The following is a 17,226-nucleotide window of genomic DNA, read 5'->3' on the forward strand; positions in this document are numbered from 1 at the left end:
TGACGCCGGCCGGGTTCGCCCCGGCGGACGGCCAGGTCCAGAACCGTCGGCGCGCCCCGTGAGGAGAGGGTCATGACCGCGACCACGCTCGAGCAGCCGTTCGATCCGGCGGCCGCGCGGCATCGTCCGAACCCCCACCCGCTGTTCCACCGCATGCGCGAGCATGCCCCGGTCTACCGGTACGTGAGCCCGGCGAGCGGCCGGGTGCTGTGGTACCTGACGCGGTACGCCGACGTGCAGCGCGCGCTGCTCGACCCGGACGTCGGGCGTCAGCTCGACCGGCTGCCCCCCGATCTCGCCGCGCCGCACCGCCGGGCGGAGAGCCGCGACCCGCTGGCCATGCTGCGGCGCAACGTGTTCCATCTCGACCCGCCCGACCACACGCGCATACGCCGACTGATGGCGCCGGCCTTCGGCACCCGTACGGTGGCCGTGCTGGAGCGGCACGTCCACCGGGTCGCCGGCGAGCTGGTGGACGGCATGGCGGCCGCCGGAGGCGAGGCAGACCTGATCCGGGACCTGGCGCTGCCGCTGCCGATCCTGGTCGTCGCCGAGCTGCTCGGCCTGCCCTTCGAGGACCGCGCCCTGCTGCGCGGGTGGAGCGACGAGATCGTGGGCAGCGGGGACCCGTTCCGGGTGCGCCGCGCCGGCATGGAGTTCATGGCGTACGCCAACGAGAGGATCGACGAGCGGCGGGCGCATCCGGGGGAGGACCTGCTGTCCCGGCTCGCCGAGGCGGAGCGGACGGGCGCGATCAGCCGCATCGAACTGGTCTCCAGCGTGTTCCAGCTGCTGCTCGCCGGGGACGAGACGACGGTCAACCTGATCGGGAACGGCGTGCTGGAGCTGTTGCGGCACCCCCGCGAGCTGGAGCGGCTGCGCGCGGGCCCGGAGCTGATCGGCTCGACGGTCGAGGAGGCGCTGCGGTACAACGGCCCGGTCGGGCACTCCCGGCCGCTGTACGCCCTCGCCGACGTGGAGATCGGCGGGACCGTGATCCCTCGCGGGGACATCGTGGTGCCGGTGCTGCTGGCGGCCAACCGCGACCCGGCGGTCTTCGCCCGGCCGGACGTCTTCGACATCGGCCGCAGCCCGAACCGCCACCTGGGCTTCGGCCACGGCGTCCACTTCTGCCTCGGCGCGGCGCTGGCGCGGCTGCAGGCCGCGGCCGCCATCGGCGCGCTGGTGCGCCGCTTCCCCGGGATCGCCCTGGCGGTCGATCCCGCCGACCTCGAGTGGACGCCCGACCTGTTCCTGCACGGCGTACGCCGCCTGCCTCTGCGGCTACACGCTCACCGGACACCTGTCAGACGCCGAAAGGAGCCGGCCCATGAGTGACCGACCGCGAGGCCTCGCGGGGTACGCGAACCTGTCCCGGATGGCCTTCGGCTACGCGTCCTCGCAGATCCTCTACGCGGCCGTCCGGCTCGGCGTGCCGGATCTGCTGGCTCAGGGGCACGTACCGGTGACGCGGCTCGCCGAGGCGACCGAATCGGACCCGCACGCGCTGGGCCGGCTGCTGCGCGCACTGGTGGTGCTGGGCGTGGCGGAGGAGGGGGAGCCCGGGTGGTTCGGGCTGACGGAGCAGGGGCAGCCGCTGCGCGCCGACCACCCGTGGTCGATGCGCTCCAGCCTCCTGCTGCTCGGCGACCCCGATACCTGGCGGGCGTGGGGGGCGCTGACCCACAGCGTGCGCACCGGCGAGGCGGCGTGGGACCACGTGCACGGCAGGCCGCTGTTCGACCACCTCGCCCGCCACCCGGAGTTGTCGGCGGTGTTCAACAGGGCGATGCGCGAGGGCACGGAACGGGTCGCGCCCGCGCTCCCCAGGGCGTACGACTTCACCGGCGCCCACACCGTGGTCGATGTCGGCGGCGGGAACGGCTCGCTGCTGGCCGCGGTGCTTGCCGCGACCCCGGGCATCAAGGGGATCCTGTTCGACACCGCCGAGGGGGTCGCGGGCGCCGCCGAGGAGCTCCGGCGGGCGGGGCTGTCCGACCGGTGCTCCATCGAGGCCGGCGACTTCTTCGAGGCGGTGCCCGAGGGCGACGTCATGCTGGTGAAGGGTGTCCTGCACGACTGGGACGACCGGCGCTGCATCGCTCTTCTGCGCGGTTGCCGCAGGTCGATCGCGGCTGACGGCCGCCTGCTCGTGCTGGAGCCGGTGATGCCGCCCGGTCTCGGCACGCCGGAGGCGGCAGGGGCCGTCATGAGCGACATCGCCATGCTCGTCTACACCGGCGGCCGGGAACGCGGCATGACCGAGTTCCGGGACCTGTTCGCCGCGGCCGGCTTCGAGCTGGCAGAGGTCACGCCCCCGCTGGGAGGCTCGGAGATCCGGGCCCTCGTCGCGAAACCGGCCTGAGCTCCGCCCCCGGACCGCGCTGTGAGCTCCGGGAGGCGGGCACGGGGTTTCAGCGGGCACGGGGTTTCAGCGGCGCGGCTTCCAGCGGGCATGGGGTCTCAGCGGATGCGGGGTATCAGCGGGTGCGGAGCTCAGCTGGTTGCGGAGCTCAGCTGGTCGCGGCGGCGAACCGCGAGCGCCGCCACGCGGCCAGGGCCGGATACTGCCCGATCGCCTCCTCGCCGGTGAGGAGGGGCTCCGGCCGCCCGGTCAGCACCCGGGCGATCTCCGACCTGTCCGTCGCGGTGTCGCAGGAGATCAGCGTCTGGACGCCGAAGAACGCGGCGGCGAGCCGCGGGCTGCTCAGCTTCGCCTGGGCCAGGCGGGTGCGGATCTCGCGTTCGAACGCGTTGGGCTCCCGCCGCGGCGCACCGTCGCGGCCGGCCCGCTCTGCGACCTGCTCCCCGGCTCGCTCCGTGACCTGTTCCCCGGCCCGCTCTGTGACCCGCTCTCCGTCCTGCTCGACCGCCATCCGCCAGGACCGCTCCGCCTCCGCCGCGAGGGCGGCCTGGAGCCCGGCGAACAGGGACGGCCCGATTCCGTGCCGCGCCAGCTCCTCGCGCAGCCTGAGCGCGCCTAGCGCGGCGACCGACATCCCGTGCGAGTGGACGGGGTTCACCGCGACGGTGGCGTCGCCGACGACGGCGAAACCGGCGGGCAGGCGCGCCCGCTCGAAGAACCGCCTCCTGTTGACGGTGTCGCGGTAGGGCCTGACGACGCCGAGGGGGGTGGCCTCCGCCATGAGGTCCGCCACGATCGGGTGGCGCAGCGAACGCGCGAAGGCCGTGAAGCCCTGCTCGTCCGTCGGCGGCTCGCCGCCCCGGGTGCCGGTCAGCGTGACGATCCACCGGCCGTCCTCGACGGGGAACAACGTCGCCCCCCGAGCCGGCTGCCCCTTCGCCGTCCCCGGATGCAGCATGATCGCCGGGATCGCGGCGGCCAGGTCGGCGGGCGCCTGGTAGAGGCGCGTCGCGTAGGCCAGCCCGGTGGCGACCGACACCTCCTCGATGTCCCCGGCACCGATCCGGGCGAGCCATCGGGGCGACTGCGACCGGCGTCCCGTCGCGTCGACGACGAGGTCCGCGCGTACGGTCTCGGGCGGGGCGCCCCGCCGGCTGACCGAGACGCCGGTGATCCGGGCCTCGTCTCCGGTGAGCCCGAGCGCCCGCGTGTTCTCCCAGACCTCGACGTCGCCGCCGCCGAGCGCACGCCGCCGCACCACCTGGTCCAGCAGCCCGCGGGTGCAGGAGATCAGGTGGGCGTCGGTGTGGAGACGGCGGAACCAGCCGTCGGCGGAGTAGATGAGGGCGTCGCCGGGCAGGCCCCGCAGGTGCGCGCCGTTCGCGAGGAGGGCGTCGACCGTTCCGGGCAGCAACGCGTCCAGTGCCCGCGCGCCGCCGGCCACGAGGACGTGACTGTGGTGCGACTGGGGCAGCCCCCGCCGCGGCCCCGGACCGGCCGGATAGAGGTCGCCCTCGACCAGGACCACCTCGTCCGCGTGCCCGGCGAGCACGGCGGCGGCGAGCACACCCGCGAGGCCACCGCCGAGGACGACCGCCCTGCTCATCGGGCGAGGCCAGCCGGACGCGGGACCGGTGGACACGGGACCGGCGGACACGATGCCGGCGGATATGGTGCCGGCGGATGTGGTGCCGGCCGACGCGTCACGACAGCGACTCTTCCTTGACCGCGGGCTCTCCGGCCGGGACCTCCTCTATGAGGCCCTGCTCGATCATCGCGCCGATGAACTCCTCGACGTCGGCCACGATGCGCCTGCTCATCGCGGAGTTGCTGCCGGCGAACTCGCGGGACAGCTTGAACATGACCGGCTCCCGCTCGCCGTCGCTCGCCACCAGCCTCCATATCCGGGAGCCGGTGTCGTTCAGGCTGTGGAAGTCGCCCGTCTCGGTGTTGTAGAGCGAGACGCCCTCCCCGGTCTCCTGCCAGATCACGGCCTCGCTGATCCGCAGCGACACATCGACCTCCTCTATACCGGCGTGATGGGAAGCAACTCGCCGACCCTGACGGTGCCGCGCGAGGGGGGAACATAGGTCTTCCAGTCGTCGAAGACGGGATGGACGTCGTCGTTGACGACCAGGCGGGGTGTCGTCATCTCGCGCTCGTCGGCGGCAAGTTCCAAGCGGCTGACACCGGCCTCCATCCACAGCTGCGTGGCGACGCCGTGCCGCAGGATGCGGCACTGGTGACGGCTGTTGCGCCGCAGGTCCCCGGACTCGGCCATGTGCGCGGCCCGGCATCCGCCGCCGCAGGACGCCTTGATGTAGCACTTCGCGCAGTCGGAGTGGTAGTCGCCGCCGAGCACGGTGCTGGTGCGCATCTCCCGCAGGAGCGGCCCGGCGAAGATCTCCGACAGAGGCTGCCGCCGTACGTTGCCCGCGTGGTGCGACCGTCCGGTGACGAGCTTGCACGGATACACGTCGCCCAGCGAGTTGACGTAGATCTCGTTGCCGCCCATCCCGCAGTTGGCCTTCACCGAGCACGGCGTGATCGGCCTCGGGCCGTCCGGCAACAGCTTGCCCGCGGCCGGAGACGTCCAGGTGATCTGCTGGATCCGCATGTGGTCTTCCCAGCCGAAGTCGTACTCGTCGGTCTCGCCCCGGCCCAGGTCGTTGTGGTACATCAGCCGGATGCTGTGGACCTCGAGCCCCTCGATGAACCTCGCGAAGTCCTCCAGCTCGTCGACGTTGTCGGAGGTGACGATGTGGTTGATCCGCGGCACCACACCGGCGTCGTTGAGCAGCTGCAGGGCACGGTAGGTCCGGGCGAAGGAGCCGGCGCCGCGGGTGCGGTCGTGGGTCTCGGCAGTGCCGCCGTCGACGCTCACCGTGACCATGCCGAACAGCTCGGCGAACCGCTTGGCCTGCGCGGGCTTCCTGATCATTGTGGCGTTGGTGACGATGTTCGACGTCAGCCCGCTGTCATTGGCGTGCTCCACGATCTGGAACAGGTCCTTGCGGAGCATGGGCTCGCCGCCGGTGAAGATCATGGTCTTGGCCCCGATGGCGGCGACCTGGGAGACCAGGCCGAGCGACTCGGCGGTCGTGAGCTCCCCGGGGAGGCACTTCTCGGAGGAGGCGTAGCAGTACGGACAGCGGAGGTTGCACCCGTCGGTGATCGCGTAATACACCTGGCGGAGCGCGGGCTCCTTGATGGTGAGCTTCGGACGGTTCCCGTTGTAGTAGACGATGCAGTTCAGGATGAGCTTGGCGAGGGTCCGCTCGGTCTCGCCGGTCTCGCCGGTCTCGCCGGTCTCGTCGGTCTCGCCGAGGGGGGCCGGCTCCCCGCCCGCCCGGGGACGGGCCAGGGCCGCCAGGACGGCGAACTCGCGTGCGTCGAGGACGATCCGGCCGCCCACCTGCGGGTTGAGGACCAGGTACTTCCCGTCGTGCACGAAGTAGGTCAGGTCTGCCGGTACGTCGATCAACGAGCGGTTCCGGGCGAGTTTCCCAGGCATCATTCCCCTTTACGCTCTCAGCCGCAGGTGCGGCCCCAGATTCTGTGGGCGACGCGCGGCCGGAGCCGCACCCGCGAACCGTTCTGACTAGTCCGCCCCGGACCCGGAGCCCGACCAGGCTCCGCACAGGCACTTGCCCTCGACCGGCACGGTGTGGGCCTCCACCTCGGGCCGGGACCACTCGCCGCCCGCGCCGGCGTGCGCCAGCACACCGGGCAGCGCGTCGGGGAGCTTGTCCTTGAGCGAGATGAGCAGGTCGACTTCCTCCCGGGTCAAGGTGGCGAACGCCTCCTCGACTTCGGCGGCCAGCGGGCTGTTCAGGATGCCGGCTTCACGCAGAGCTTCCCTCGGATCGAAGGCCATGCCTTCACCTCTCTGTCTGACGGGAATGCGGTGTATGTCGAGTATGTGCTGGTAGGAGATGGGTGAGACAACCCCACAAACGTGGGCTAGCCGCGGTGGGCGGCGAGGTCGTCAGGCCGCGGACACGTCGTCCCCGCCCACCCGGGCCAGCAGGGGGTCCGGATCCTCGGCGCGGCCGCCGCGCCAGGCGACGTGCTGGTCGGGCCACACCAGCACCAGGGCGGCGCCGTACCGCTCTTCCGTCCCGGGCAGCGTGGACAGGTCGAGCACCTCCAGCGGCGCCGACCGCCGGGCCGCGGCGTCCGCCAGCGGGCGGGTGTCCGCGCCCGCGGTCAGGCGGAGCAGGGTGAACCCGTCGCCGAGCGCGTCGTAGAGCGAACGGCCGTCCGGCAGTCAGGTGTGCGGCAGCCGGGCGCCGGGATGCGCCGACGGCGTGTAGACGGCAAGCCCCGGCGCGGGCACCGTGAGCTTCTGCGCGGTGCGGGCGGTGAGGTCGTTGAAGGCGGCGTAGCCGAGCACGGCCGCCGCGGCACTCGCCTGGTCGGCGTCGGTCAGCCGCCGCCCCACGACGGCGGCGACCTCGCCCTCCCAGTCCAGGCCGGGCTCACCGGCCGGCACCGGAGCGGGCGTCCCGCCCGCCGTGAGGGACGCCACCCAGCGGCCGAAGACGGTCGGATGCTCGGGCGGGGTGAAGCCGCCCTCCGCCGCGTGCGCCCGGTAGTTGAGCCCGATGCAGACCACCCGGGCCGATGGCGGCACCGGCGGGGCGAGGTGAACGTGCGAGACCGGGAGCAGCCCGGTCTCCGTACGGCGGGCCTGCCGCAGCCAGTGATCGAGGTCGGCGTAGAAGTCGCCGACCTCGGCGAGCGGGGTGACCCGGTCGCCGATCTGGACGGCGACGTCGACCCGCCGTCCCTCACGAATCCCGACGAGCCTCACCGGGCCACCTCCAGCGGAACGAGCCGCACGTCGAACACGAAATCGGCGAACGGGCCGTCCACCCCGTAGGACTCGCCCTCCCGGCGGATGACGGGCGTCACGATCAGTTCCTCCTTGACGGCGAACGCGGCGTCGGAATCCAGGTATTCGTCACCGGCGACGAAGACGTGCGTGGTCACCGGCCTGTGCCCCGGAGCCTCCACGCGGTAGTGGATGTGGGCCGGGCGCATCGGATGGCGGCCCAGCGCGCGCAGCAGCCGGCCGACCGGGCCGTCGGTGGGCACCGGATAGCTGGAGGGGACGACGCTGCGGAACCAGTACGCGCCGTCGGCCCCAGTGGTGAAAAGGCCGCGCAGGTTGCCGGGTCGCTGCGCCGGGTCCTGGCTGTCGTAGTGCCCGGCGTCGTCGGCCTGCCAGATGTCGACGGTGGCACCCTCGATCGGCGTGCCGCCGGTGTCGGTGACCCGCCCGCGCACCACCATGAGCTGCCCCCGGCGGCGCTCGGGGCCCGCGGCGATCCACGCGCCGTTCTCGCGCGGGGGAGCGGGCGCGTGGAAGGGCCCCTCGACGGAGGACGGCGTCGCCTCGGCCGGGCCGGCGTGGTTGACCTCGTCCACCGCTGAGGTGAGGCCGAGCATGTCCGACAGCAGGATGAACTCGTTGCGCAGGTCGGTGCAGGTGTGCCCGGTGCGCACGAGGAAGTCGATCCCGGTCAGCCACTCGTCCTCGGTCGGCCGGGTCTCGCGTACGAACGCGTGCAGGTGCCGGACCAGCGAGGTCGTCAGCTCCCGCAGCCGCGGGTCGCTTCCGCCGACCTGGCCGAGCACGGCGGACAGCAGGGCGTCGAGACGGTCCTCCCGGACGCGGTCCTCATCGGTCATGCGGATCTCCTGTCGTCGGGAAGAAGGGAGGTGCTCCGGACCGCTCAGGCGTGGAGCCGTTCCCGGAGGAACGCGATCGTGCGGTCGAGCGCGTCGCGCGCCCCAGACCGCGATCCGGCCGGTGTCGATTCCCAGCTCGCCGCCGCGTGCGCGCAGCCAGCGCACCGCGGCCTTCGCGTCGTGCACCTGGGCGGGCCATCGTCCATCGTGAAGATTCCGAACTGGCCATCGGTCTCGTCGCCGCCGAGCAGCACGGTGAACAGGTCGGTGAACAGCATCGCGCGCTCGCCCTCGCCGCGCCGGAGGAAGAACGCCTCGGGGGCGCCCGGCAGGGTTCCCTTCCACCGCGGGCCGCTCTCGGGGTCGGCCAGATATTCGAAGCTCATCGCGTCTCCGACTCGGCGTGGGCGGACTGGCCGATGATGCGCCACCCCGGCCGCCGGTCGCCAGGCGCCTGCCATTGGCGGCAGGCCTTCTCCCCACGGCGTACCACCGGTCTGCCCTCAGCAGACATACCGACAGGTCGCGGGGCTGCGGCGGATACAACTGCGCCATGAGTGTTTCATCGAGCACGAGTTACCGGGATCGGCTGAACGAGAAGCTGTTCCAGCAACGGACCCTGTTGCTGACCGGAGAGGTCGATGACGAGATGGCCGAGCGGGCGTGCGCCGAAATGGTGTTGCTGGCCTCGGCGGATCCCGAACGCGACATCATCCTGTACATCAATTCGCCGGGAGGGTCGGTGCTGGCCGGACTGGCGATCTACGACACGATGAAGCTGGTGCCGAACGACGTGGTCACCGTCGCGCTGGGGATGGCGGCGAGCATGGGTCAGGTGCTGCTGGCGTCCGGCACCCACGGCAAGCGGATCAGCCTCGCGCACAGCCGGATCATGATGCACCAGCCGTCGGCCGGCATCGGCGGCACGGCGATCGACATCTCCATCCAGGCCGAGAACCTCAAGTACATGAAGCAGCAGTCCGAGGAGATCCTCGCCGCGGAGACGGGACGCACGATCGAGGAGATCGCCGCCGACAGCGACCGGGACCGCTGGTTCACCCCGGAGCAGGCCCGCGACTACGGGATGATCGACACGATCGTCGACTCCTTCCACAGCATCGCACCGTACGCCGTTCCCAACCGGATGGGGTTCTCGTCATGAGCCAGTACACGATCCCGTACGTGGTCGAGAAGACCCCGGTGGGGGAGCGGTCGTTCGACATCTTCAGCCGGCTGCTCAACGAGCGCATCATCTTCCTCGGAACGGAGATCGACGACGGCGTCGCCAACGTCGTGATGGCGCAGTTGCTGCACCTGGAGGCGGAGAGCCCGGACCAGGAGATCAACCTGTACATCAACTCCCCTGGCGGCTCGTCGACCGCGATGCTCGCGATCTACGACACCATGCAGTTCATCCGCGCGAAGGTCGCGACGTACTGCATGGGCCAGGCGGCCTCGGCCGCCGCGGTGCTGTTCGCCGCCGGGGCCCCCGGACGGCGGTTCATGCTCGGCCACTCCCGCGTGCTGCTGCACCAGCCGTCCACGCAGGGGCAGGGCACGATCTCCGACCTGACCCTGCAGGCGGCCGAGGTGATGCGCGTGCGCGCGCAGACCGAGGAGATCCTCAGCCGTCACACCGGGGTCGACGTCGCCCGGCTGCGCGAGGACACCGACAGGGACCGCATCTTCAGCGCTCGCGAAGCCGTCGAGTACGGCCTCGCCGACGAGCTGATCATGACCCGCGAGTAGCGCTCACGCCGCCAGCAGCACCCGTGGCGTACCGGCGGACGACCCGCGCGTCGCGATCCGGCGTGACGCCGTGATCCGCCGGACGGCACGGGTGAGCAGCTGCTCGATCGGCAACCCGAGCGCGTCGCACACCGAATGCAGCATCTCCGACGACGGCTCCTTGCGGCCGCGCTCGACCTCCGACAGATACTGCTTCGACATGCCCACCGCACGCGCCACGTCGTCGAGTGTGCGGTCCTGGTCCAGCCGCTCGTCGCGGAGGATCTCCCCGTACACCGTGCGCAGCAACGGGTCCGGGCCGTCGGGGATCGCCGGGCCGCGTTCCTTGTCGGCCCGGCGCGTCCGGATGTCGATGACCACTGATCGGCCCGAGGCTGCCATGCCTGGCAGTCTGGCACGTCCGTACCTCCGGCGGACCGTCTGTTCGCCGACAGGTGAGCGGGCCGACCGCGCGGGGGTGAGCAGGGTGCGGGCGAGATCACGAGGGGCGGAATGCCCTGAGGTGCGGTGACGCACCTCAGGACCCGCCGAGCCCCCGGCTGATCGAGCGCGCCGCGGTCCGTACGGCAGGCCCGAGCAGCCGCCGCTGGGCCAGGCGCAGCGCCGAGCTCGCCGGAATCCCGCTGTGCCTGCTCAGCTCGGCGAGCGTCACGGAGCGGTGCCGGGTGTCGAAGGCGGCCAGGAGCGACAGCGCCCGATCGACCACCGGATCGCCGTGCGGCGGCCGACTGCCCCTGGTCCGGTGCGCCGGCGCCCCCGGGCCGCTCATGGGTGAGCGTGCTGTCTCGTCGGACTCATCGGAAGTGCGCGCTCGGCGCTCGTCTGACCTGCCGGCACTGTACCCCGGCGTCAGGGGGTGAGCCGGTGGCCGCCCAGCGAGATCTGCGACTCGGGCATGGGGGCGAAGAAGTCGAAGTTGGGCGGCGGTCCGACCCTGCGCTCCAGCGTCTTCACCACGTGCCTGACGTCGTCGTTCGGGCCCGCGAGGTAGAGGGGCTTGCCGTCCTTGCCGAAGGTGACGGCCGACTTCTCCTCCCACGCGCCGAGGTGGCCGGCCGCCCCGGCGAAGTCCGCCGCCGGCTCGAAGCCGAGATCACGGGCGTAGTCGACCGCGCCGAAGACGAGGTGCCGCGCCAGGTCGAGCGGCGCCTCACGCCAGCCGTGCGGATAGATCCTGAACCACTTGGGGAGGAAGCGGTGCAGTTCCACCTCGCTCATCACGTCGGGGCCGAGAGCGTGCTTGACGCCCAGGCAGTAGACGTCGACGAGGTAGGCGCAGACGGACAGCTTGTCCCAGCCGTGCTTGCGCGCCACCACCACGCTCACCGTGCCCGCGGTCCCCTGACCGTCCGGGGCGTCGTCGGCCCAGCCGGTCGTGTCCGGGACGCCCAGTCCCTCGCCCCAGCCGGCGTTGATCCAGCATCCCGCGAGCTCGGCCTCCGAGGCCTCCGTGCTGCTCGCCTGCTCGGCCACCGCACGGACGTACGGCGCGACCGCCGCCGGTGACATGCCGAGAGCGCGGGCGATCTGCTTGGGGGAGTTGCCCTGTCCGCGGAGCTCGCGGACCTTCTCCAAGATCGAGCTGTCCATAGGGTCCGAAGCCTACCGGCTGGACCTGACGGTCCAGGGCCTGCCGGATGACCGGCACCATAGGGTGCGAAGGCAGCGGGCTCGGGAGGAAAATGGACGACCGGCGGTTGGTGCGGGTCTCGAAATACCTGGCCAAGCATCTGCGGCACCAGCCCGAGCGCATCGGCATCGAACTCGACGCGCACGGCTGGGTGGACATCGACGCGCTGCTGACGGCGGCGGCCGCGCACGGGTTCCCGATCTCGCGTGCCGAACTGGAGCAGGTGGTCGCCGACAACGACAAGCGGCGATACGTGATCGAGGGCGATCGGATCCGGGCCAGTCAGGGACACTCGGTGCCCGTCGACCTCGACCTGCCGGTGGTCGCACCGCCCCCGATCCTCTACCACGGCACGGTCGCCCGGAACGTGGAGGCGATTCGCGCGGAGGGGCTGCGGCCGATGGCACGCCATCACGTCCACCTGTCGCCTGACCGGGAGACCGCGACCCGCGTCGGCGCGCGCAGGGGGAAGCCGGTCGTGCTCGTGGTGGACGCGGCGGCGATGCACGCCGCCGGGCATCACTTCAGGGTGAGCGCCAACGGCGTCTGGCTGGTGGACGCCGTCCCGCCGCACTTCATCAGAAGCGACCCATAGACGGATGCTCCAGACCGCAAGGGCGGCCTATTTCGGTGGCGATCCGCGCATATCCGGCCTATATCTTTCCTGCGTGGACGATCTCATCATTGCCCGGCGCCTGCGTGTTCCCGTGGACGACGCGGGGGACGACACGTCCGGTTGGGGCGGGGTGGCCGCCCGGCAGCTCGACGCGGCGCTGCTCAGCGTCGGCTTCACGTGCTCGCCGGCGCTGCTCGACCGGCTGAGCCGGCTGCCCGGCGAGCAGGTGATCGACCTCGGCGTGCGCGTCCTGGCCGCGGTTCGCCGCCTGGTCGGCGACCATGTCGAACACAACGCCTACTTCATCGACTTCCCGAAGAACGTCCCTGACACCCTGGAGTTCTGGGCGGGGCTGCTGCGCGAGGCCATGCTCGACCCGGTCGCCGCCGCCCGGCTCCAGCCGGGCATCCTCAACCTGCTGGACCTGCCGCGATACGGCAGCTACCAGCACACCTACGCCGACCTGCTGGCCGCGCACGCCGAGCTGATCCCCCTGGCCAAGGACCGGGTGACCGTGCTGGAGCTGGGCGGAAGCCTGCGGGACGAAGCGCGGGAGCTCTACCTCTCGCTGGCCGGATCCGAGGTCCCGCTCGCCGCCGAGGACCTGGCCGCGCTGCGCGCGCTGGCCGCCTTCTGCACCGCCTTCTGCGCCGACGATCAGCCCGAGCACGTCCCGGTGCGCGAGAACCGGGCCATCGTCAACGAAGTACGGCTGGCCGCCGGGCAGCCGCTGCTCGTCGACACCGTGACGGACGTGCTCCGGCTGGCCGCGCTCTGCTCCGATGGCGACGTCACCCTGGCCACCCCCGCCCGCCTGCGCTCCTTCCGCCGCGCAGAACGCCGCATCCTGCTGGCCGCCCTGGACACCGTCCCCGCCGCAAAACACGGGGACGTGCTCCGCCACCGGGAGCAGTGGAAGAGGCTCGGCGAGCGGCTGCACCCCCACGAGCATCCGCAGTTCCCCCGGGCGGCCCAGGTCTTCGACGTAGCGAGGGGTGTGCGCAAGGCGACGAGCTTCGCCGGCCGGGTCGAGGACGCGCTGGCCGCGGGCCGCACCGAAGAGGCCGTCTCCCTGCTGGAGCACACGCCCGGCGCGCTGCTGCGCCGCCTCGACCACCTGCTGCGCGTGGGTGGCGGCTCCGCCCTGCTGGAGGCGGCAGAAAGGTCCGCCGCCCGCGCCTCCGGCCGCGTGCTGCTCTCCCTGCGGGAGCACCTGCAGAACCGGCTCGCTCCCGTGAACCGGGTCTTCACCAATCGGTTCGGCAGAGCGTGGGCGACACCCGACACCCGCGCCCCGCTCGACGAGGAGGCTCTCAACCGGACGCTCGCCATCCTGGACGAGGAGATCGGCCGCCGTCTGCCCGACCTCGGCGAGGTGATCGCCGACCCCGCCGTTCTCGACGTGGCACTGCCTCTGTCGGGCAAGGCGGTCGCGCCCGGGCTCGGGATGCTGCCCCGCGGCTCGCTGTCGCCCGTGGACGGTGAACTGCTCCGGTTCTTCGTGCACTGGCGACAGCGCGAGCGGCGCACCGACTACGATCTGTCCGCGCTGATGCTCGGCCCCGCCTATGACAACCCGACCCACATCTCGTGGACGTCCTACGCCAACGACTTCGCGACCTACTCGGGCGATCTAACCGAGGCCCCCGACGGCGCCTCGGAGTTCATCGACGTGCGTCTGTCGGGCGCCACCAAGCCGATCGTCATCCCTCAGGTCAACATCTACGCCGGGGAGCGGTTCGACGAGGCCGCCGAGGCCTTCTTCGGCTACATGACCAGGGACGCCGCCCAGGAGGGCAGGCCGTTCGAACCGCGCACCGTGCGGATGAAGTCCGACCTGCGCGGATCCGGCCGCATCGCGCTCCCACTCGTCTTCCTGCGCGGGGACGACGACGCCTGGCGGGTGAAGTGGTTGCACCTTTACCTGTCCGGCTATCCGGCGTTCAACCAGGTGGAGGGCAACCGGGTCACCGCGTCGCTGCTCGTGCGCTCGATCGTGGAGCGGGACTACCTCCGGGTCGGCTACCTGGTCGACCTGCTGCGGGCCAAGTCCCCCGCGTCCTCAACGGGCGGGCACGTCACGTACATCGGGCTTGAGGCGCCCGCCGACCTCCCGGAAGGGGCGCGTGTCTACACACCGGCCACGCTGCACGAGCTGATCCCGGCCTGATATCGTGCTGGCCACAAGGCCATGGGAGGGCTTCCTTCTCACCTCTTTTGGAACCGGTCTGCCCGTACGGGCGCCGGTCTGGATCTAGCTCTCCCGCTTTCCTTGCGCCCCGGCGGGTGAGGCCATTCGGAGGCTTCCTTCTCACCTGGTTCAATTCCAGGTAGGCCCGTAATGGGCCTGCTGGCGAAAATAGCTTCCGAGCTTTCCTCACCCGTCCGGCCGGCGAACCAACCCACAGCAGCGGTCTTCGACCCCCGTTTCCCGATCGCGCTACAGCGGACAACCGAGGGGCCCGGCTAGAACTCAGAGTAACGATTCAATTACTCGGTGTTACCGTCCGTTCCGGCGTAGATACGGTCACGCTGTGGCACTAGCCGAACACGAAGCCGTCGTCCGTCTGTTCTGCGAACGACCCGACCTCGCCGCCGACCTGCTCACGCGCTCCCTCAGAGTCCAGCTGCCCGACTACGACTACGCGGGCCTCGAATCGGCTGATCTCACCGAGGTCATCCCCACCGAACGTCGCGCCGACTCGGTCATAGCCTTCCGTCGTAAGAGCCCCGACGACGAGCCCGAACCCGTCCTGGCAGTGATCGTGGAAGTCCAGCGCGACCGTGATTCGGACAAGCTCTGGTCGTGGCCGCTGTACCTCAGCAGTCTGCGCAGCCGGTTGAAATGTCCGGTCATGCTCCTGGTTGTCGCGCCTGATGCGGCGATCGCCCGTTGGTGCGCACGCCCCATCGGGCTGGGTCACCCCGGTATGGTGCTGACCCCGCTCGTCGTCGGACCGGCCGAGGTTCCGGTGATCACCGACCCCGGCCAGGTAACGGAGGACCTCGAACTCGCCGTGCTGTCGGTGATCCATCATGCCGACACGCCGCAGGGTCCGGAGATCCTCGAAGCCCTGCTCACCGCGTTGCACAATCTCGACCGCGATCAGGCGGGTATGTACGCTGACATGGTGCGTGCGGCACTGCCCGGGGAGATCTGGGATCACTTGGAGATGCACTTGAAGACCGAGACCTACGAGTACCTGAGTGACTGGGCCCGCGACAACATCGCCAAAGGCAAGGCCGAAGGCAAGGCGGAGGGACAGGCCGAGGCGATCCTGACGGTTCTGTCGGCCCGGGGCATCGAGGTGTCCGAGGACATTTCCGAAAAGATCCGGAAATGCAATGACCTCGACCGGCTGGCTGCCTGGCTGCGAGCAGCCGCCACGGTCGACTCTTCTGACGCGCTGCTCGACGATGACATTTCCTGACGCCGTCCGGCGGTGACGCGGCACCGCTGTGCCGCGCGCCCAGGGGAGATCGCACAGCCTCCGATCGCGACGGCGGCGACTCGTGTCGGCCTGCTCGCGCTGCCGACGCCGGCAGGCGGTCGGGAACTCGGCCTATGCGCGTCAGCGGGGGACGATCGGCAACGTGATGTACGAGTCGGGGAAGACCTTCTGGTGCTGGACGACCAGGTCCGCCTCGGTCGCCGCCATCCGGCCGGTGCCGGGGTTGCGGTCGAAACGGGGGAAGTTGGAGCTGGAGATCTCCACCCGGATGCGGTGACCGGCCTTGAAGACCTGGCTCGTGGCGACCAGATCGATGAGGAACGTCCCGGAGGGCTCGCGGACGCGGACGATGCCGTCGATCACGCTCATCGCCCGGCCGTCCGGATACACGTCCACGAGTTTGGCCGTCCAGTCCGTCGAGTCGGCCGAGGTCTCCGCGTGCAGGGTCACCGACACCGGGCCCGTCACCTCGACATCGCCGGTGAGCACGTCGGTCGAGTAGCAGAGCACGTCGGGCCGCCGTTCCACGTCGCGCTGGTCCTGCGGCCCGACGTTGGTGGGGTCGGGCAGCAGGGTCGGGCCGCCGACGGTCGGGACCGGGTCGCGCGGGTCGAAGGTGAAGGTCGCCGGCCCGTACGCCGAGGGAGGCTCGGGGGAGAGCAGGCCGCCGGTGTGCAGGTAGTAGGGGGTCTCGACGGCGCGCTCCAGCGGCCAGGCCTCCTCGTCCCGCCAGACGTCGTCGCCCATCACGAAGATCTTCACGGCGGGGCCGGTGTCCTCGCCCTTCAGGAACGCGAGCTCCCGTTGCTCCAGCCGGATCGCCTGCCCGGAGGCGGCGGCGCCGAAGAACAACCGTCCGGTGCCCGCGGCGCCCGGCGCCAGGTGGGACCAGGGCCCGATGACGAGAGGGCCGCCCAGCCGGCGGTGGTTCTCCAGCGTCCCGCCGAGGAACAGGTCGAACCAGCCCGCCACGTGCATGACCGGCACCTCGACGCGGTCGTGGCGCAGGGTCTCGGCCAGTTCCTCCCAGTAGGCGTCGCGGTCCACGTGCGAGGTCCAGTCGCGCCACCAGGGAATGCCGGGGATGTCGCCGACCGGCAGGGTGCGCGCCGCGGCGTCCTGGTCGCCCAGAACGGGAAGAACCGTGGCGAACCCCGCGCCGACGTCCTCACCCGCCTCGGCGGCGTGCAGCAGCCCGAGCATCGCCTGCATCGCGCCCCAGTTGAGGGCCGATCCCAGCGCGAACGCGCCGCCGTGATACTTGAGGCCGTCGTGGAAGTCGTGGGGCGTCATCGAGGCGACCACTGCCTTCAGCCCGGGTGGGCGCGTCGCCGCCGCCTGCAGCGCGCACCCGGCGAGGTAGGACATGCCGCTCATCACGACCTCGCCGTTCGACCAGGGCTGCGCGGTGATCCAGGCGATCGTGTCGTGGCCGTCGGCGCCCTCGTCCACCCACGGGCGGAACTCGCCGTCGCTGCTCCCGCGCCCCCGGCAGTGCTGCAGCACCACGGCGAACCCGGCCCGCAACGCGGGCGTCACCGGCGCCATCCGGAACGAGTCCTCGCCGTACGGCGTGCGCATGAGCAGCGCCGGGAACGGACCGCCGTCGGCCGGCCGGTGGACGGTGCCCCGCAGGATGGTGCCGTCCCGCATCGGCATCGGGACATCGTGCTCGACGGTGACCGGGAGCGAGGGGCGGTCGAGCTTCGGCATGAGG

18 protein-coding genes and 1 pseudogene are annotated in these 17,226 nt (G+C 71.3%); 7 read left to right on the plus strand and 12 right to left on the minus strand.

What is annotated here, in order from left to right:
• Nucleotides 1-72 precede the first annotated feature (72 nt).
• On the plus strand, nucleotides 73-1,338 hold the full coding sequence (locus FLW16_RS14120) for a cytochrome P450 (RefSeq protein WP_142560469.1): 1,266 nt from the start codon (nucleotides 73-75) through the stop codon (nucleotides 1,336-1,338).
• Entirely contained in the window at nucleotides 1,331-2,365 is a 1,035-nt protein-coding gene (locus FLW16_RS14125; RefSeq protein ID WP_142560470.1) for a methyltransferase, read from the plus strand. The genes FLW16_RS14120 and FLW16_RS14125 overlap by 8 nt, the downstream gene beginning before the upstream one ends.
• Before the next feature lie 148 nt (nucleotides 2,366-2,513).
• Here FLW16_RS14125 and FLW16_RS14130 read toward each other — a convergent pair whose 3' ends face one another.
• From FLW16_RS14130 to FLW16_RS46175, 8 genes and pseudogenes are all read right to left on the minus strand, one after another.
• On the minus strand, nucleotides 2,514-3,971 hold the full coding sequence (locus FLW16_RS14130) for an NAD(P)/FAD-dependent oxidoreductase (protein WP_142560471.1): 1,458 nt from the start codon (nucleotides 3,969-3,971) through the stop codon (nucleotides 2,514-2,516).
• A 97-nt stretch (nucleotides 3,972-4,068) separates the two neighbouring features.
• Nucleotides 4,069-4,380 carry a PqqD family protein gene (locus tag FLW16_RS43655; RefSeq protein ID WP_185949411.1) on the minus strand — a complete coding sequence of 104 codons (312 nt, stop codon included), beginning with the start codon at nucleotides 4,378-4,380 and terminating at the stop codon, nucleotides 4,069-4,071.
• An 11-nt stretch (nucleotides 4,381-4,391) separates the two neighbouring features.
• The gene (gene stsB, locus FLW16_RS14140) at nucleotides 4,392-5,882 is read right to left on the minus strand and encodes a StsB family radical SAM/SPASM domain sactipeptide maturase (protein WP_396686238.1); all 1,491 of its coding nucleotides are present in this window, start codon (nucleotides 5,880-5,882) and stop codon (nucleotides 4,392-4,394) included.
• Between the two features lie 84 nt (nucleotides 5,883-5,966).
• Nucleotides 5,967-6,242: a StsA-related sactipeptide RiPP gene (locus FLW16_RS14145; protein ID WP_142560474.1), complete on the minus strand. Its 276-nt coding sequence runs from the start codon at nucleotides 6,240-6,242 to the stop codon at nucleotides 5,967-5,969.
• 111 nt (nucleotides 6,243-6,353) lie between these two features.
• A complete protein-coding gene (locus FLW16_RS46170; RefSeq protein ID WP_396686298.1) occupies nucleotides 6,354-6,635 on the minus strand; it encodes a hypothetical protein in 282 nt (93 codons plus the stop codon).
• A complete protein-coding gene (locus tag FLW16_RS14150; protein ID WP_142560475.1) occupies nucleotides 6,636-7,181 on the minus strand; it encodes a fumarylacetoacetate hydrolase family protein in 546 nt (181 codons plus the stop codon).
• A complete protein-coding gene (locus tag FLW16_RS14155; protein WP_142560476.1) occupies nucleotides 7,178-8,062 on the minus strand; it encodes a dioxygenase in 885 nt (294 codons plus the stop codon). Before FLW16_RS14155 ends, FLW16_RS14150 begins: the two co-directional genes overlap by 4 nt.
• 150 nt (nucleotides 8,063-8,212) lie before the next feature.
• Nucleotides 8,213-8,617 (minus strand): annotated as a pseudogene (locus FLW16_RS46175) (hypothetical protein); the annotation flags it as partial.
• Between FLW16_RS46175 and FLW16_RS14165 the strand changes: the two are divergent.
• Nucleotides 8,616-9,224 (plus strand): ClpP family protease, encoded by a 609-nt coding sequence (locus FLW16_RS14165; RefSeq protein WP_142560477.1) that lies wholly within the window; start codon nucleotides 8,616-8,618, stop codon nucleotides 9,222-9,224. The pseudogene FLW16_RS46175 and the gene FLW16_RS14165 overlap by 2 nt on opposite strands.
• Nucleotides 9,221-9,811, plus strand: a complete 591-nt coding sequence (locus FLW16_RS14170) for a ClpP family protease (protein ID WP_142560478.1) — start codon at nucleotides 9,221-9,223, stop codon at nucleotides 9,809-9,811. The genes FLW16_RS14165 and FLW16_RS14170 overlap by 4 nt, the downstream gene beginning before the upstream one ends.
• Nucleotides 9,812-9,814: 3 nt before the next feature.
• Here FLW16_RS14170 and FLW16_RS14175 read toward each other — a convergent pair whose 3' ends face one another.
• The 3 genes from FLW16_RS14175 to FLW16_RS14185 form a co-directional block, all read right to left on the minus strand.
• Complete coding sequence (locus FLW16_RS14175; protein ID WP_142560479.1) at nucleotides 9,815-10,192, minus strand: helix-turn-helix domain-containing protein; 378 nt, start codon at nucleotides 10,190-10,192, stop codon at nucleotides 9,815-9,817.
• A 136-nt stretch (nucleotides 10,193-10,328) separates the two neighbouring features.
• A complete protein-coding gene (locus FLW16_RS14180) occupies nucleotides 10,329-10,580 on the minus strand; it encodes a helix-turn-helix domain-containing protein (protein WP_142560480.1) in 252 nt (83 codons plus the stop codon).
• A gap of 80 nt (nucleotides 10,581-10,660) precedes the next feature.
• Nucleotides 10,661-11,401, minus strand: coding sequence for a helix-turn-helix domain-containing protein (locus FLW16_RS14185; RefSeq protein ID WP_221891068.1), 741 nt, complete (start codon nucleotides 11,399-11,401; stop codon nucleotides 10,661-10,663).
• Nucleotides 11,402-11,493: 92 nt separating this feature from the next.
• On the opposite strand from FLW16_RS14185, the gene FLW16_RS14190 reads away from it, so the two are divergent.
• The 3 genes from FLW16_RS14190 to FLW16_RS14200 all read left to right on the plus strand — a co-directional run bounded on the left by FLW16_RS14190 (nucleotide 11,494) and on the right by FLW16_RS14200 (nucleotide 15,488).
• Entirely contained in the window at nucleotides 11,494-12,036 is a 543-nt protein-coding gene (locus tag FLW16_RS14190) for an RNA 2'-phosphotransferase (protein WP_142560481.1), read from the plus strand.
• Nucleotides 12,037-12,109: 73 nt separating this feature from the next.
• Nucleotides 12,110-14,227: a hypothetical protein gene (locus FLW16_RS14195; protein WP_142560482.1), complete on the plus strand. Its 2,118-nt coding sequence runs from the start codon at nucleotides 12,110-12,112 to the stop codon at nucleotides 14,225-14,227.
• 364 nt (nucleotides 14,228-14,591) lie between these two features.
• Entirely contained in the window at nucleotides 14,592-15,488 is an 897-nt protein-coding gene (locus FLW16_RS14200) for a hypothetical protein (protein ID WP_142560483.1), read from the plus strand.
• A 141-nt stretch (nucleotides 15,489-15,629) separates the two neighbouring features.
• Here the strand turns inward: FLW16_RS14200 and FLW16_RS14205 are convergent, their stop codons facing one another.
• Nucleotides 15,630-17,222 (minus strand): CocE/NonD family hydrolase, encoded by a 1,593-nt coding sequence (locus FLW16_RS14205; RefSeq protein ID WP_142560484.1) that lies wholly within the window; start codon nucleotides 17,220-17,222, stop codon nucleotides 15,630-15,632.
• Between the last annotated feature and the right edge of the window lie 4 nt (nucleotides 17,223-17,226).

It is taken from the genome of Microbispora sp. KK1-11, assembly GCF_006874435.1.
Classification (GTDB): Bacteria; Actinomycetota; Actinomycetes; order Streptosporangiales; family Streptosporangiaceae; genus Microbispora; species Microbispora catharanthi.